Origin of the sequence: Pseudorhodoplanes sinuspersici, assembly GCF_002119765.1 — a bacterium.
GTDB classification, from domain to species: Bacteria; Pseudomonadota; Alphaproteobacteria; order Rhizobiales; family Xanthobacteraceae; genus Pseudorhodoplanes; species Pseudorhodoplanes sinuspersici.
On record NZ_CP021112.1, the window covers coordinates 135,475 to 150,446 of the forward strand.

At 59.3% G+C, this 14,972-nt stretch carries 16 protein-coding genes; 6 read left to right on the forward strand and 10 right to left on the reverse strand.

Features of this window, described 5'->3' with window-relative positions; genetic code table 11:
* Positions 1–16 precede the first annotated feature (16 nt).
* On the reverse strand, positions 17–1,654 hold the full coding sequence (locus CAK95_RS00645; RefSeq protein WP_086086070.1) for a caspase family protein: 1,638 nt from the start codon (positions 1,652–1,654) through the stop codon (positions 17–19).
* Positions 1,655–1,964: 310 nt separating this feature from the next.
* Between CAK95_RS00645 and CAK95_RS00655 the strand changes: the two genes are divergently transcribed.
* The 4 genes from CAK95_RS00655 (at position 1,965) to CAK95_RS00670 (ending at position 6,132) form a co-directional block, all read left to right on the forward strand.
* Complete coding sequence (locus CAK95_RS00655; protein ID WP_086086072.1) at positions 1,965–2,921, forward strand: D-2-hydroxyacid dehydrogenase family protein; 957 nt, start codon at positions 1,965–1,967, stop codon at positions 2,919–2,921.
* Between the two features lie 811 nt (positions 2,922–3,732).
* On the forward strand, positions 3,733–4,662 hold the full coding sequence (locus CAK95_RS00660) for a polysaccharide deacetylase family protein (RefSeq protein WP_198343783.1): 930 nt from the start codon (positions 3,733–3,735) through the stop codon (positions 4,660–4,662).
* Entirely contained in the window at positions 4,662–5,855 is a 1,194-nt protein-coding gene (locus tag CAK95_RS00665; RefSeq protein ID WP_157699480.1) for an amidase, read from the forward strand. The genes CAK95_RS00660 and CAK95_RS00665 overlap by 1 nt, the downstream gene beginning before the upstream one ends.
* 67 nt (positions 5,856–5,922) lie before the next feature.
* Positions 5,923–6,132, forward strand: coding sequence for a DUF1328 family protein (locus CAK95_RS00670; RefSeq protein ID WP_086086074.1), 210 nt, complete (start codon positions 5,923–5,925; stop codon positions 6,130–6,132).
* 128 nt (positions 6,133–6,260) lie between these two features.
* Here the strand turns inward: CAK95_RS00670 and CAK95_RS00675 are convergent, their stop codons facing one another.
* The 6 genes from CAK95_RS00675 to CAK95_RS00700 form a co-directional block, all read right to left on the reverse strand.
* Positions 6,261–6,491 carry a hypothetical protein gene (locus CAK95_RS00675; RefSeq protein WP_086086075.1) on the reverse strand — a complete coding sequence of 77 codons (231 nt, stop codon included), beginning with the start codon at positions 6,489–6,491 and terminating at the stop codon, positions 6,261–6,263.
* Positions 6,492–6,731: 240 nt separating this feature from the next.
* Positions 6,732–6,965, reverse strand: a complete 234-nt coding sequence (locus CAK95_RS00680) for a hypothetical protein (protein WP_086086076.1) — start codon at positions 6,963–6,965, stop codon at positions 6,732–6,734.
* A 236-nt stretch (positions 6,966–7,201) separates the two neighbouring features.
* Entirely contained in the window at positions 7,202–7,465 is a 264-nt protein-coding gene (locus CAK95_RS00685; protein WP_086086077.1) for a hypothetical protein, read from the reverse strand.
* 351 nt (positions 7,466–7,816) lie between these two features.
* Positions 7,817–9,424 (reverse strand): bifunctional 3-(3-hydroxy-phenyl)propionate/3-hydroxycinnamic acid hydroxylase, encoded by a 1,608-nt coding sequence (locus CAK95_RS00690; protein ID WP_086086078.1) that lies wholly within the window; start codon positions 9,422–9,424, stop codon positions 7,817–7,819.
* Entirely contained in the window at positions 9,421–10,236 is an 816-nt protein-coding gene (locus tag CAK95_RS00695) for an IclR family transcriptional regulator (RefSeq protein ID WP_086086079.1), read from the reverse strand. Before CAK95_RS00695 ends, CAK95_RS00690 begins: the two co-directional genes overlap by 4 nt.
* A gap of 169 nt (positions 10,237–10,405) precedes the next feature.
* Positions 10,406–10,642 carry a DUF6496 domain-containing protein gene (locus tag CAK95_RS00700; protein WP_086086080.1) on the reverse strand — a complete coding sequence of 79 codons (237 nt, stop codon included), beginning with the start codon at positions 10,640–10,642 and terminating at the stop codon, positions 10,406–10,408.
* Positions 10,643–10,901: 259 nt separating this feature from the next.
* Here CAK95_RS00700 and CAK95_RS00705 point away from each other — a divergent pair, with 259 nt between their 5' ends.
* Positions 10,902–11,192, forward strand: coding sequence for a DUF3175 domain-containing protein (locus CAK95_RS00705; protein ID WP_086086081.1), 291 nt, complete (start codon positions 10,902–10,904; stop codon positions 11,190–11,192).
* Positions 11,193–11,194: 2 nt separating this feature from the next.
* On the opposite strand, the gene CAK95_RS00710 is transcribed toward CAK95_RS00705, so the two are convergent.
* Together CAK95_RS00710 and asd are read right to left on the reverse strand one after the other, a co-directional pair.
* Positions 11,195–11,542 (reverse strand): hypothetical protein, encoded by a 348-nt coding sequence (locus CAK95_RS00710; protein WP_086086082.1) that lies wholly within the window; start codon positions 11,540–11,542, stop codon positions 11,195–11,197.
* A gap of 189 nt (positions 11,543–11,731) precedes the next feature.
* Positions 11,732–12,601 carry an archaetidylserine decarboxylase gene (gene asd, locus CAK95_RS00715; protein WP_086086083.1) on the reverse strand — a complete coding sequence of 290 codons (870 nt, stop codon included), beginning with the start codon at positions 12,599–12,601 and terminating at the stop codon, positions 11,732–11,734.
* Positions 12,602–12,636: 35 nt separating this feature from the next.
* Here asd and CAK95_RS00720 point away from each other — a divergent pair, with 35 nt between their 5' ends.
* A complete protein-coding gene (locus CAK95_RS00720; RefSeq protein ID WP_086086084.1) occupies positions 12,637–14,304 on the forward strand; it encodes an aminotransferase class III-fold pyridoxal phosphate-dependent enzyme in 1,668 nt (555 codons plus the stop codon).
* Here CAK95_RS00720 and CAK95_RS00725 read toward each other — a convergent pair.
* Positions 14,292–14,951 (reverse strand): hypothetical protein, encoded by a 660-nt coding sequence (locus CAK95_RS00725; protein WP_086086085.1) that lies wholly within the window; start codon positions 14,949–14,951, stop codon positions 14,292–14,294. The genes CAK95_RS00720 and CAK95_RS00725 overlap by 13 nt on opposite strands.
* Positions 14,952–14,972 lie beyond the last annotated feature (21 nt).

Genomic DNA, 14,972 nt, shown 5'->3' on the forward strand with positions numbered 1-14,972 from the left:
CAACAAAAAGCTCTGATCACGGGCAGAAAATGCGCGCCGCCCCGCGTTCAGGCGTGACCTCGCAGCACGCCCTGCCGCCCACCGTAAGCGGTGAGCCTTCGGAACACGTGCGACGCGGTTCGGGACGTGTGCTGAGCTGACGCTGTTCGCGGATGCGCTCCTGCGCCCGCTCACGCACGCGCTCGCGAAGCCGCTCGCGGGGGCTCGGCTCCGGCGGCCGTGCGGCTTCACGCTTCACTGGTTTCGGCTCGGCCGGGATCGCGACGCATTGATCGCCCTCCACCCGCTCGCCGCGGCCGCAGATCAGCGGGCAGATGCGGCCCTTCTGTCCCTTCACAGCGTCGAGCGCACCAAGGGTCGCGACCTTGACATCGAGCTTCATGCCGGCACGGCGATTGAACTGATTGAGCGCTTGCACGGACTTCGGCGACCAATTGCCATCAAGAGCGCCGGGATCGCAGCCAACCCGTTTCAATTCGGTCTGCAGATCGCGCGTCAGCACACGAATATCCGGCCTGGCTTCAACCGTTGGCTTGGCCGCGTCCGACGGCGGCAAGACCGCAACCTTCTGTTCCGGTGATGGCGAGGCTGGTGCGACCGATGGAGGGATCACCGCAACATTCGGCACCGGCGGCACTGCCGGAATCTTGCTGTCGAATGTCTGCGACTGGGAGCGAGCCGCCAGCTTGTCGCGCTGCGCTCTCGCCAGATCGGCGTAGAAGCCCGATTTGTGTACCGACAGAAACGAATCCCAAGCCTCCTTGGTGCCGACCCGCTCGGCGAATTCGTAATCACGGCGCGGATCACTGCCAGATGGCGCGGCGATATTGGGTTGCGGCGCCGGCAATGATGGCTGCGCGGCAATCTCGCGCTTCGGCTCCGGCACCAGCGCAACGGTCGCGCCGCCGAGCGAGCCATAGACGAACGGCTCCTGCTTGTTGCCGGTCGTTTTGATCACTTCGTCGCGCACATAACCGAGTGCGATACGAACGTCACGGCCCGGCACCGTCAGATGATTGAGAAGCGCCGTCGTGAATGGCGAGTTGGGTCCACGTCCGTCATCCGCCGTCGAACCGGCCTTGGCCGCGAAAGCAACGAGCGTATCGCTGGTGGCTGGCTCGACCTTCGCCAATCCACTTGAAACCGCGCGCGATGCGACGCTGCGCTGCATCGTCTGGATGAACGGGTTGTCGCGGCAGGCATCGAGAATAATCAGCCGCAGCCGCCGTGCCGGCTCCAGCGCCCGCACAAGACGATCGAGCGACAGCGCTTCGTCTTCCACATCGAAATCGGTCGCCAGCCGCGCGTCGATCGGGATCAGATAATTGGTGCCGTTCACCTCGATGCCATGACCGGCGAAATACATCACCGCCACATCGGCATCGCGGGCCGCCACGGTAAATTCGCGGGCCACGCGCTTGAATTCCAGATTGCCGAGATCCTGTCTGGCCTCGACCACGTCGAAGCCGGCGCGGCGAAACAAGTCGGCCATGGCACTGGCATCGTTGCCTGGATTGGTGAGTCTGGAGGCATTTTGATAAGCGGAATTGCCGATCACCAGCGCGACGCGCTTTTCGGCCTGCGCTTCCGACGGCGCCGCCGCCGCCGCAAGGACGGCCCAGAAACCGCATAAAAGAGCCGCCAGACGCTTCATGGTGCCAGCCTCCGCATAACCCGCCCGGGCGCATGTGAATTGTACCAGTGCGTACTCACCGATCCAAGGTGGTCGCTGACCCGGGAAAGGAGGTTCAACAGAAGGTGAGCAGGTTTCGGCGGTTGCGCCGAACCGCAGGATTGATATTGCTTGCCGGCTTTCGCGACTGCTTCCAGAGCATGATGCCGAAAAGTGCGAAGCGGTTTTCGGACGACATCATGCTCTAATGTATTGGAATCGATCACGTTTATGACTTTGGATCGAATCGATCCAAAGTCATCGTGATCGAGGCATTTCAAAGGTTATCCTCATGCCGATGCGCTGCGCTGTCCTCGATGATTATCAGAATGTGGCTTTGACAATGGCGGACTGGTCCAGGGTGACCGGAGACGCCGAGGTCACGGTCTTCAATGAAATGCTGGGCAATACCGATGCGGTCGCAAAGGCTCTGCAAGGGTTCCAGATCGTCTGCCTTATGCGTGAGCGCACCCCCTTCCCGCGTGCCCTGTTCGAAAAACTTCCCGATCTGAAACTTCTCGTCACCACCGGCGGCCGGAATGCAGCGATCGATATCTCTGCCGCGAAGGATCACGGCGTCGTCGTCTGTGGCACCGACGGTGCCAAGCATCCGACAGCCGAACTTGCGATCGGTCTGATGATCGATCTCGCACGCAACATCAGCGTCGAGAATGCCCGCATGAAAGCGGGGGAAGCCTGGCAATCGACGGTCGGCCGCGACCTGTTCCAGCACACGATCGGTATTCTCGGTCTTGGCAATCTCGGCGGACGCGTCGCCAAAGTGGCGCAGGCTTTCGGCATGCGGGTGCTGGCCTGGAGCCAGAACTTGACTCCCGAACGATGCAAGGAGCTTGGCGTCGAGTATGCGACGAAGGCTGACCTGTTCCAGCAATCAGACTTCATCACCATTCACATGGTGTTGTCGGATCGCTCGCGCGGCCTCGTCAGTGCGACCGATCTTTCGATGATGAAGCCTTCGGCCTACATCATCAATACATCGCGCGGGCCGATCATCGATGAAGCGGCGCTGATTACGGCGTTGCAGGATCGCACGATTGCCGGCGCCGGTCTTGATGTGTTCGACACCGAGCCATTGCCGCGCGATCATATTCTTCGCAAGCTGCCGAACGTCATCCTGACGCCGCATCTCGGCTACGTGACGCAGGATGGTTACAAGCTGTTCTATGGCGGCACAGTCGATGCGATCCGTGCATTTCTCGATGGCAAGCCGATCCGGGTGATCAGCTAGTCGCAAACCGCGACGACGGGCCAGCAAGCGTAGCCGGATGGAGCGAAGCGAAATCCGGGATGATCTCATGCCGCAACTTCGGCCCCGCATTTCGCTGCGCTCCATCCAGACAACACCCTCACCCCGCTCGTCCCCGCGAAGGCGGGGACCCAGAGCCACAAACACCGATTTCGCCGAAGTATTCTGGATCCCCGCCTGCGCGGGGATGAGCGGATGTTGAAAGAGCCGGCAAAACAACCGCCGCCAAAATCCCACTTGACATCCACCCCAGTATATGATTTTTTTCCTATATCCCGTCCCATCCAAGGGGCGTCTGATCAGCGTCGTGAGACGTGGGGCGGGATGCGGTGGCCGTTGAGGAGCGCTGGACGTAGCGTTCTTCAGCGGAGGCCCAAGCTGCGATGATCCGGCTCACCGGCCGTGGGTCACCAGCGGAGGATAACAAGAAGAGCCGCCCGGTGTCGTCCGGTCCACGGTGTCTGTCCTCCGGGGTTGTCGCAGAGCAAGCCTCAAACACCGCGCGCGGAGCGCCGGATTCTTTCGGCGGTTCGTGGTGCTACCAATCTCATGCGCTTTACTCACATCGCGCATGGGGCCGCGGGCAGGCTGAGAGCCCGGCGTTCCGCGCGCCCTTGGATTTCAAGGGCAAGTTGCGGCGATTGGACGACGGGCGCGCCCGCGCCGGCTAAACAATAGGGCCGGCGGAGCTTTGTCTGCATGTCCCCCCGGCCGCAATCCTGATCTGCATGCTCACGCGCAGGCTTGACCCGCAGGTGCATCACCCGACAAAAAAGCCTTTCACGAAAAACAGATGGCCGGCCGCAAAACCGGCCATGACCATAACAATCGTCAGGGAGTGACCAACATGCAGCCGCGCGAGCGCGTTACCTTTTCACCGATCGAAGGCCGGCCGACGCTGAAATTTCCGGACGGCGTGCGGATGGTGATCTGGCCGGTGCTGGCGCTGGAGGACTGGGACATCTCGCGGGCGATGGCGCGCATGGTGATCGTACCGCCGCAATTGCAACCGCTCTTGCCCGACCATCCGAACTGGAGCTGGCACGAATACGGCATGCGCGTCGGCTTCTGGCGCATGAAGAAAATGCTGGAGCGCGTCGGCGCAACGCCGACGGTGACGCTCAATGCGAGGGTCTGCGAAAGCTATCCGCAGGTGGTGCAGGCCTGCGTCGATGCGGGGTGGGAATTGAACGCGCATGGCTACGAGCAGATTCCGATGCACAAGCTCGACGATCAGCGCGCCAGCATCAACAAGTCGATGGATACGATTGAGAAATTCTGGGGCCGTCGGCCGCGCGGCTGGTTCGGACCGGGCCTGACGCAGACTTTCGACACGCTGGATTATCTCAGCGAGGCTGGTATCGAGTATATTGGCGACTGGGTTCTTGACGACGAGCCGGTGACGCTGAAGACAACGCATAAGCCGGTTGTCGCCCTGCCCTACAATTTCGAGATCCACGATATCGTGATGTTCACCTCGCAATATCACCCATCCGGCATGTTCTATGACCGCGCGATGGATCAGTTTAATTGCCTGTATGAAGAGGCGGCAGAGCGGCCGAAGATCATGGCGATCGCCTGCCATCCCTATCTGTCCGGCGTGCCGCATCGCCTTGCGCATGTAGAGCGCACCTTTGCCGAGCTCCTTGGCCGCGACGGCGTGGTCTCATGGACCGGCGAACAAATCCTCGACTGGTATCTCAAGCAACAGAAAGCATCTTGATGTCCCCCCGCATTCGCTCCGCCTTTGTCCCTCACGATCTGAAAGCGCCGATCAAGGGTGCGAGCACAGGTCCCCTCGCCGGCCTCTCGGTCGTGATCAAGGACATGTATGACATCGTCGGCGAACGCAGCGGTGGCGGCAATCCCGACTGGCTGGCCGCGCAACAACCGGCAACGAAGAACGCCAGCGTCGTACAGAAGCTGCTGGATGCCGGCGCCACCATCACCGGCAAGACCATCTGCGACGAATTCTTCTACAGCCTCGCCGGCGTCAATGCGCATTACGGCACGCCGGTCAATCCACGCGCGCCGGGACGGCTGCCTGGTGGCTCGTCGAGCGGCTCGGCCTCGGCCGCCGCGTCCGATGCCTGCGATTTCGCCATCGGCAGCGATACCGGCGGATCGGTCCGCGTGCCGGCATCGTTCTGCGGACTGTACGGCATCCGCACGACGCATGGCCGTGTCGATCTCACCGGCGCGATGCACATGGCCGGATCGTTCGATGTCGCCGGCTGGTTCTCCAACGCGCCGGGCGTTTTCAGGCGCGTTGGCGAGGTGCTGCTTGGCGGCACGTCAACGGCTGCGCCGGTCTCAAAATTGATCGTACTCGATGACGCTTTCGCCGAAGTCGATGCCGATATCGCAGCGTTGATGAATGCCGCGCTGGCCGCCATGTCGGACGAATTGCCGAAAGCCTCGCATCAGCGCATCGCGCCGGATGGCCTTGAGATGTGGCGCGAAGCCTTCCGCATCATTCAGGCGCGCGAGGTCTGGAATGCCTATGGCGATTTCGTCAGCCGCACCAAGCCGAATTTCGGCCCCGGCGTCGCCGACCGTTTCGCGGCCGCCGCTACAATAACCGAAGAAGCGGCTGCGAAAGCTCGTGTCACGCAAGAGCGTGCCCGCGATCGCATCCGCGCCATCGCAACGCCCGGCACGCTGCTGGTGATGCCGACCTGTCCCTCCGTCGCGCCGCTGGTTGCTGCGCCACTGGAGGTCCACGAATCCTTCCGCGTGCGTGTCATGCGCATGACCTGCATCTCCGGATTGTCCGGACTGCCGCAGATATCGATCCCGATCGGAACGATCGGCGGCTGCCCGGCCGGTCTGTCCTTCATCGGCTGGGCCGGTGGCGATGAAGCCTTGCTCGATCTTGCCGTGCGGCTGTCGAAATATTGCGGGATCGAAGCGTAACGACAGAAGCGGAACCCTATGGCAGCCGCAGCGTTCAACACATTGCTTCCGGGGCTGGAGAGCAATCATGTTGAAGTGGGCCATTCTGTTCTTGATCCTGTCGATTGTCGCTGGCGCGATCGGCTTCACCAACATTTCGGTTATCGCCAAACGAATCGCGATGGTGTTATTCGCCCTCCTGTTTCTCGGCTTCCTGGCACTGCTTGCCTTTGCCTGGATTATTGGCGAGGCTATCAGCACCAATCGCGTGATGTTGTTTTTCCCGTCATTCGTCTGATGACAAACAGCCCTTCAGAAGAACAGCGTTGGAAAAGTTCGAGCCGGCGGGACAATGTCCCGCCGGCTTCAGACCCGGCTATGGATTCGTGTAGATCGAAGCCAAAGTCCGCTGACAATCTTCAACGTTTAGTTGCCGTGGAAATTGTCAACCAGCGGATTGGCATCATGCATCCGCGTGCCCGCCGCGCCACCGGCACGCGCGAACGCGCCACGAGCTTCGGCGGAAATCGCAGAGCCATACACGACCGGCGAGTTGCCATGGATACCGCTGTTGAGTTCTTCGCGGCCTTGCGCATTGGCGGTGGCAGCGACGGCAACAAACGATGCGGCGATGATAACAGTTCTGATAATCGACATGGTCGTCTCCCTCTGTTTGGTGTTGAACCACGGTTGCGTGGTCGAGCGTGTCGTAACGCTTCTTGTTCGCGAACAATGTGAGCGGCGTTACACTGGAGCGATCAACGGAGCGTGATCGCGGATGAAGCGGCTGTGGATTTCAAGCAACCTCTCAACAGCCAAACCGGCGGGACCATGGGCCCCACCGGTTTCGTCAGATGATCTGCCGATCGCATCATATTGCGACCGACGTCGGAATGATTAGCGGACTGCCAGCCCATGGAACATGTCGTTCAAGGGATTCATCCTCGACAGGCGATATACCGTGCCGGCCTGCGCGAACGCTCCACGTGCGTTCTGCGAAGCTGTCGTGTTGGTGGTGAATGTCGTGTTGCCGTGGAAGCCGCTATTCAGGTCTTCGCGACCCTGCGCATTGGCGGCGGTGATGGCAAAAACGAGCGAAGCAGCAACGAGAGCGGTCTTGACGATGGACATAGCAAACTCCCTCAGGAACGGTTGATGTGAAGCTCACCATTGAGCGTTCATGCCCTGTCATTCGCGACGAAGGCGGACGCCGTTACAGAGCTACAGATCAAGGGACCGTGATTACAGCTCACAGGCTTCCCCCCTTTGAAACAGCTGAGCCGGCGGGACTGTGTCCCGCCGGCTTCATCAACGGATCCCGAATCGCTCACGCGAGCCGGATCATCCGCAGGCTGATCGTAGAGTGATTAGTTGCCGTGGAAGTCGTCAAACAGCGGGTTGGCTTCGTACTGCTGCAGCTGCGGACGAACATAGTTCGTGTAGGCCCGTGCGTAGGCACCCCGTGCATTCTGCGTATACGCAGCGCGCGGCGCTACATTGTACGACTGAGACTGCGAAACGGCAGGCTCGCCATGAATGCGGCTGTTGAGGTCCTCGCGGCTCTGCGCATTGGCGGCAGCAGCGACGACAACAAACGAAGCGGCAACAAGAGCGGTCTTGATAACAGACATTGTAGACTCCTTTGAAACCCTAAGAGGCGAACCTCACCGTGAGCGTTCGTGCCTCTCGGCTCCCAGCGAGCTAAGTGGTCATCGCCAGACTTCCAATCAACGCGCCGTGATGCATCGGTGATCGACGTCTATCGAATAGGTGCACGCCGTTTGCAGCCGCAAATTGTTCATCAGACAAAAGTCGAACGAACAGATTGAGGCGTGAGGCCACAAATGGAAAGGAGAGTCGAAAATCCTAAAAAGCGAGCGCTTTGGAGAGTTTCTTTTTGCCAAACGCGACTTGCGGAGAACCCTGCCGCAATGTCGATACATTCATTTGGATTTATTCCCCGAAGGGACTGCGACGTGTTGTCAGTGCCGGAATGTCGCGTTTACCAGGGATGCAATTCTCGAAGACCCGCTATGCCACTCATCGACAGGGATACACGCCATCACATAGCGATCCGGACGCAACAGGAAGACATGATCGGGAGGTATTGCCGACCAGTCCTGAACGTCCTTTGCATGGACCGCGATTCCACTGGCGGATGAAGCGGGCAGCGATCCATCACCGATAATTATGACTATCTTCGGTTTGATTGATGAAAGAACGGGGTCGGTTACAGGCATGATACCGACCTCACCTGAGCGCATCACAATCGAAAAGCCCTCGCCTAGAACATTGTCAAGCAGCACGCTCTGTCCATCTGCCAGCAAGACCCGCGGTTGAGGGAAAAGCCGGCCGACCAGGGTTTTTTTCGCATTCCGGCCGTCCGGCACTAGGAAGCCCTCGACGAAGCGCGGTGACGGCTTGAATTTCATCTGCGCGATATAGTCGCGCGCAGGAGGATAGAGCCCCAGCAGACGAAATGCACTTTGCACCGCGAACGCCTCGGCACGGCTGCGCGGCGCCATGACACGGCCCATGCGCAAGGCCATATCGATCATCGCCCAGACATGGTCGCGCCGCTCGACTTCATAGGTGTCCAGCAGGTTTGGTCCGAGTTCTCTACGCACCACAGCCGCCAGTTTCCAGGCAAGGTTATAGGCATCGCGCAGGCCGCTATTCATCCCCTGCCCTGCGAAGGGCGGGGTCAGGTGCGCGGCATCACCGGCAAGGAAGATACGCCCTAACGACCATCGCTCGGCGATGCGGGCATGAAAGGTGTAGATGACCTGCCGCACGATCCGGCTGCCCGGATCGGCATCATGCGTCTTCAGTAGGTGCTGCACCATCTCCGGATTAAGCAGATCCTCGTCGCGCTCATGCGGATGCAGGTAGAATTCGTAGCGGCGGGTCTGGTTTGGTCCGGGCAAAGCGATACAGGGCCGCTCGGGACTGCAGAACACCTTGGTATGGCGCGATGGCGTCGGTGAGTTTTCAAGATCGACGATCAGCCAGCGCTCACCGAAACTCGACCCACCGAGCGTCGTGCCGATAGCGCGGCGCGTAGCGCTGCTCGCACCGTCGCAGCCGATGAGATAATCGCAGGCAACTTCCGCCTCGCTGCCATCGGGTTGCCGCACACGCAGAGTTACGTGTTCGGCATCCTGTTCGAACGACAGCAATTCATGTCCGAAGGCGGTCGCAACCTTTGGAAAGCGCGCCAGCGCCTCACGCAATTGCCGTTCGAGAATCGGCTGACGAAACGCATTGCGGCGCGGATAGCCATAGGGCTGGCCAGTCGGCTGCACCCGCGCGAAACATTGGCCCGCCGCCGAATAGTAATCCGATCCGTAACCCGAGACGGTCTGAGCGAACACCTCCTCAACAATTCCAGCCGCCTGCATGGTACGGAGCGATTCATCGTCGATCGAGACCGCGCGCGGCTCGTGCACCGTTGCAGTCTTGCGTTCGATGATCACACATTGGACGCCATAGACACCAAGCAGATTGGCCAGCGTCAGTCCGGTGGGGCCGGCGCCGACAATCGCCACCGGATAATGCGGCTTGAGAGCCACGCGCGTTTCTGTCGTCATGCTGGGATCTTCGCCGGAGCCTTTGCGGAAACCTTATTCTTGCGCGACGCGATGCGGCCACCCTTGGCATCGCGCATTCGTTCGATTTCGCGCGCCGCATTGATTACCGACGTGCGCAGCCGTGCAACCGCGGCATCATTCGTACGTGGCGACATCAGCACGATGCTGAGGCTGCCGATGATGCGGCCATGCGCGTCGAACAGCGGCGCTGAGATTCCGATCCGGCCGGGGTCAACTTCACCGGCGCTGACACGGACACCGTCCTTGCGGATCTCCTGCAATGCCGATTTGAATTCATCGTAGCTGCTGCCAAGACCGGCAGCGACGATCTCGCGGCGATGACTTTGCCACAGATCGGACAAAGCCCGCGGTGGCAGATGAGCGAGGATGACCTTGGAGGTCGAACCTCGAAACAATGGCCGGCGGGCCCCGCGTTCATAGGAACTGACCGGCTCGTCGGGCCGGTTGCTCTCTTCGTGAATGCACATCACCTGTTCGCGGAAATAACGGCACAGAAGAACTGTCGCGGGTTGGCGAACGCGCTTAAGCAGCCTGACCATGATGGGACGGGCGATCGCAAGCACCGGGTCAGCCGCACGGACCTGCTTGTCGAGTTCGACAATGGCTGGCCCCAGCACATAGCGATTACGTTGCAATCGCTCCAGCATGCCGCAAGCCACAAGGGTATTAAAGTAGCGGTAGCTGGTGGCAAGCGAAACACTGAGCTGGCGCGCAGCACGTTCCGGCGACCACACATTGCGGCCAGCCGTATAAAGAGACAACACGCTCAGCACCTTCCCGGCGCTTTTCATAAATCCCCGGCGCTTCCCGCTCGCTCCCCGGGACAGGCCGGCATTTGAGGGTTCCTGCCCTGTCCCTTCGAACCACGCAACCACAGCGCCGGGGCGACGTCAAAGTGAATTCACAAAAATCTCACATTTTGCGAAAATCGCTTCACCCGACGCGTGCCTGCAGAGGGGGTTATTTCCGCTTCTTGGCCGATCGCTTTTTGGCTGATCTCTTTTTGGGGACTTTCTTACCCTCGGCCCGCGCCCTCGAAAGGCCGATGGCAATGGCCTGCTTTCGACTCTTCACTTTGCCACCGCGACCGCCCGGCCCGCTGCGCGCCGTGCCTCGCTTGTAGGCTCTCATTTCTTTCTCGACGTCTTCACTGGCACTGGGGGAATATCTGCGTTTCGCTTTGCGCTTCTTTGCCATCTCAAAATCTCCGGCTCGGCCAGGAACGCCGCGGAGTGCGCGCACGTTCTCCCACCATGACAAGGTTTTCAAGACACTCAAGGCCACGATACCGGCGGATGAAGCGCTTGGCCCGCGCGCGAACTGTCTCCTTCGACGACAACGAGGCTGACGATGAAATCCTCAGCCTTGGTTTCGTCGGCCAGAAAAGCGCAACCTCCACTGGCACCGGCAGTCAATTCTTGGAGAGCGATGAAGGTTCCAATCCGGGAGCAACGTAATGCCTAGCCGCCATGCACACAGGAAGAAAAAGTGGTCAGCCGACGTCACCGAACGCAGCGACGCGCTGGATTTGAAGGACGATACCTTCAAGGGTTCACCGAAGAAAATTGCGCAGTCGCTAAAGCGCTCCGCCACACACAGCCGCCGACGCAAATCGAGTCCGTTCCGCTCGGCGATGTCGATGCTGACATTCTATATTAACCGCGCCGGCAAGAACCTGTCCGCGTCTCGCCGCAAGAAGCTGGAATCTGCGAAGGATGAACTGCGCGCCAGGTTCAAGCGCGGCTAATCTCAGGTGCGTGCCAAGGGCTGGCGAAACGATATGACAACGTGAGATGTGTCTTCCGGCAGTTCTTCGGTGACCTGCCATCCGGCTTGTCTAACAATGTCCGCCACCGGCAACATCGGGCTAACATCGGTAATTTCGCTGTAATTTATCGAATTCTGATAGCCGAACTTGTCGATCAGAACGACGAAAAGGTCGCGGCAAAAAATTCTCATTGCAGAGATTGTCGTCGTTTTTGTTTCCACAATCGCAGGCTTTTGATTGTCAGCGAATTTGAAAAGCTTGGCTTTAAGCTTTTCCTTCCGAAAATCCGCGAGTGCAATGATCTGGCCCATGCCGGTCAACGCGAACACGGCCAGAGTGTTCCAGCAGAGACCTCTCCCTAGCCACACATGGCATCACAGATTGGAGATTGAAGAGAATCCTGCAGCATGATCGTTAGTCGGACCTTAAACAGAAGGCGCATGTAGGACCGCGGATCAATATTTAGGAAATCCTATTCCGATCTATTTCCCCTCTCCTGGTTGATGGAAAACTTCTCCTCAATGAGGAATACGCATCAGCGGGCGTCCCATGCGGATTATCGCCCCCTCGCCCACATCGTCGCAAAGCTCGAAACCCTCCGGCGCAAAGACGATGATGGTCGAGCCGTGCTCGAACCAGCCCATCTCCTGCCCCTTGGTGAAATTCGCGTCGCAGACAAATTCGTTTGCGCCGCGATGCTTTATCCCCAGAACTACGTCGAGACAATGCAGCCTGATGCTGGCAACAAGAATGGCAGCGACCGGGACAAGCGTGACCGGATATCCAGAAGGCGTCAGCCTGGTTCGAATGACAGCCCGCTCGTTCTTGCAGAAGAGTTTTTCGATACGCTTCAGCGCGATCGGATTGACGTTCCAAGTATCGCCGGAAATGTAGGTAACATGCTTGACGCTGCAATCGTAAGGCGCATGGAATCGATGATACATGGAGGAGGTCAGACGTAGCGTCACATACAGGCCGTCGCGATAGGTGTCCTCAAAATCCGAATCCGGCACGAGATCTCTCAAATGATAGGGAAATCCCTTCACCTGAAACAACTCGGTGTCAGCAATCCGCCCACAGGCGCCAACGATCGCATCGCAGGGACTAATCATGACCGCCGGATCAGGGGCGATCGGACGCGCACCATCCTTGAGTTCGCGCACAAAGCAATCGTGCATGCTTTCGAAGCTGGTTTTCTTCGCCTCCGAGACATCGAGGCCTGAGAACAGCTTCCAGATGCCGATCGAGACATCCCGAACGATCGGGCTTTCAATCTTGCTCAACCAACCCACGAATTGCGTCGCCCAGCGCCGTGGAATCCGGTTGGTCAGCAGGAAGTTGAGATCCTCACGGAACGGCAGTTTTGCCATCAGCCCGTCTGTTGTCATCGTCCTGTATACTTTCCCCGTTACCGCATTCATTCATGGATTCGTCATATACGGCTTTCGCCCTTTACGCCCTCGGCGCCATTGCGCTGACGGTGCTGCTCATCAAATTCAAGGCCCGCCTCGATCTCTCGAGAGCCAAGCATCGGTCGATCGAAGGTCATGCGCGCATGTCGCGCCGCCTGGCGCGACTGCTTCCGTTCTACGAATACGACGATAGCCGCTTCTTCCGTGCCGACGACGCGCCGGCGGAAATTGAGAGCCATCGCCGCCTGGCGTTCGGCCGGCTTACGGAGCTTTACAAGACACGCTTTGCGAAGACCGCCAGCCTGACCGCCGAGGCCGCAACCGGCATTTCCGACATGCAGTTCACGGCGCGGTATCGCGTGCCGTTTCAGTTCAGCCGTCTGGTTCGCGAAAACCTGAAGGGTGGTTCGCTGCTGACCTCGTCCAGCGGCGTGACCGTGACCGATCTCGATGGCAACAGCCTCTACGATCTCACCGGATCCTATGGCGTCAATGTCTTTGGCTACGATTTTTACAAGGATTGCATCGCGAAGGGCGAAGAGCGTGTCAAATCGCTTGGCCCCGTGCTCGGCGCCTTCCATCCGGTGATTGTCGACAATGTTCGCCGGCTGAAAGATATATCCGGCCTTGACGAGATTTCCTTCCACATGTCCGGCACCGAGGCCGTCATGCAGGCAGTGCGGCTGGCGCGTTATCACACGCGCCGCTCGCACCTCGTGCGTCTTTGCGGCGCCTATCACGGGTGGTGGGGCGACGTGCAGCCGGGGATTGGCAATCCCATTCCCGCGCACGAGACTTACACCCTGAGCGACATGTCCGAAAAGACGCTGCATGTGCTCCGTACCCGCAAGGACATTGCCTGCGTGCTGGTGAACCCGCTGCAATCGCTGCATCCCAATGCCAATGCGCCGAGCGATACGTCGCTGGTGGACAGCTCCCGCCGCGCCCATTTCGACCGGTCCGCCTATGCGGACTGGCTGAAGCAACTCCGTAAAATTTGCACCGAGCGCGGCATCGTACTCATCTTTGATGAAGTTTTTCTCGGCTTCCGCATCGCCCGCGGCGGCGCACAGGAATACTTTGGCGTAGAAGCCGACATGGTCACCTATGGCAAGACGCTTGGCGGCGGCCTTCCGGTCGGCGTCGTCTGCGGCCGCAAGGAGCTGATGAAGCGCTACCGTGATGATAGGCCTGCCGACATCTGCTTCGCCCGCGGCACGTTCAATTCCCACCCTTATGTGATGGGAGCCATGAACGAATTTCTGATGCGGCTTGATGAAGCGCCCCTCGCAAATATCTATGACGGCCTTGACCAGCTCTGGAACCTGCGGGCAGAGATCCTCAACACGCGCCTGAAACAAGCCGATCTGCCGCTGCAGGTGGCAAACCTGTCGTCGATCTGGACGGTTCTTTATACCCAGCCTTCGCGTTACAACTGGATGCTTCAGTTTTATCTGCGGGCCCATGGATTGGCGCTGAGCTGGATCGGAACCGGCCGTTTCATCTTCAGCCTGAATTACACCGATCAGGATTTCACCGAAGTCGTGAACCGCTTTGTCGCGGCGGCCACCGAGATGAAGCAGGACGGCTGGTGGTGGACAGACGGGACCACCACCAACAAATCGATCAGGCGTTCATTGCTGAAGGAAATGCTCAAGCATCGCTTTCAGGTGTTCTGAGTCTTCAGCACCGGTTCAACATCGCCATCTTCGATATCTTCGTCCGGCCGATGAATGCCATGACCGGGATCGATCAGCTCACCGCGAAGCAGCGCCAGAGGCGCCTTGTAGTAGAGCTTCACGTCATGGAATGGGTCGGTGAGGATTTTCGTCGCCCAGACAAGACCAGTCTGCACATCCTTGATGAAGAATAACTGGATGGTGCGCGCCAGCAAGCCACCGAGGCCGATCGCCAGCCAGATCTTGGCCGTCTGCCGGATAAAATCGGATACGCCATGATACGGCTCGAAGATGCCGAACAGCGTTGGATCGATCAACAGCACCAACGGTGACAAGGCCCAGAGACTCATCAGCACGACCTTGCGCTGCAGATTGTAGCCGACCTTGATCTCTTCCTTGTATTCGTGCGTCGCCTGATTGTTATGATCGTAACCGCGCGGCTCGAAGAAGAAGTGACCGGCCTGACGCGACGTCATCGAAACCAGCCAGCCGACCAATGCGGAAATCACCGGGTCGAAAAACAGCATCACGTACGCGCCGAGAAAGCTCAGCGCGCTGACAAGATGGAGCGACTGATTGATCCGGCTGTGATGATAATAACGGTGATCGTCCCAGCGCTGCTCGCGAAGCGCTTCTCGAAATTGCATGGTGGCTCCCCTTGGTGTGAA

Coding starts and splice junctions, on each gene's coding strand:
- CAK95_RS00670 (WP_086086074.1), top strand. CDS start 5,923: ATGTTGAAGTGGGCCATTCTGTTCTTGATCCTGTCGATTGTCGCTGGC.
- CAK95_RS00685 (WP_086086077.1), bottom strand. CDS start 7,465: ATGTCTGTTATCAAGACCGCTCTTGTTGCCGCTTCGTTTGTTGTCGTC.
- CAK95_RS00725 (WP_086086085.1), bottom strand. CDS start 14,951: ATGCAATTTCGAGAAGCGCTTCGCGAGCAGCGCTGGGACGATCACCGT.
- CAK95_RS00700 (WP_086086080.1), bottom strand. CDS start 10,642: ATGGCAAAGAAGCGCAAAGCGAAACGCAGATATTCCCCCAGTGCCAGT.
- CAK95_RS00655 (WP_086086072.1), top strand. CDS start 1,965: ATGCCGATGCGCTGCGCTGTCCTCGATGATTATCAGAATGTGGCTTTG.
- CAK95_RS00680 (WP_086086076.1), bottom strand. CDS start 6,965: ATGTCCATCGTCAAGACCGCTCTCGTTGCTGCTTCGCTCGTTTTTGCC.
- CAK95_RS00665 (WP_157699480.1), top strand. CDS start 4,662: ATGTCCCCCCGCATTCGCTCCGCCTTTGTCCCTCACGATCTGAAAGCG.
- CAK95_RS00660 (WP_198343783.1), top strand. CDS start 3,733: ATGGCCGGCCGCAAAACCGGCCATGACCATAACAATCGTCAGGGAGTG.
- CAK95_RS00690 (WP_086086078.1), bottom strand. CDS start 9,424: ATGACGACAGAAACGCGCGTGGCTCTCAAGCCGCATTATCCGGTGGCG.
- CAK95_RS00720 (WP_086086084.1), top strand. CDS start 12,637: ATGGATTCGTCATATACGGCTTTCGCCCTTTACGCCCTCGGCGCCATT.
- CAK95_RS00695 (WP_086086079.1), bottom strand. CDS start 10,236: ATGAAAAGCGCCGGGAAGGTGCTGAGCGTGTTGTCTCTTTATACGGCT.
- CAK95_RS00645 (WP_086086070.1), bottom strand. CDS start 1,654: ATGAAGCGTCTGGCGGCTCTTTTATGCGGTTTCTGGGCCGTCCTTGCG.
- asd (WP_086086083.1), bottom strand. CDS start 12,601: ATGACAACAGACGGGCTGATGGCAAAACTGCCGTTCCGTGAGGATCTC.
- CAK95_RS00675 (WP_086086075.1), bottom strand. CDS start 6,491: ATGTCGATTATCAGAACTGTTATCATCGCCGCATCGTTTGTTGCCGTC.
- CAK95_RS00705 (WP_086086081.1), top strand. CDS start 10,902: ATGCCTAGCCGCCATGCACACAGGAAGAAAAAGTGGTCAGCCGACGTC.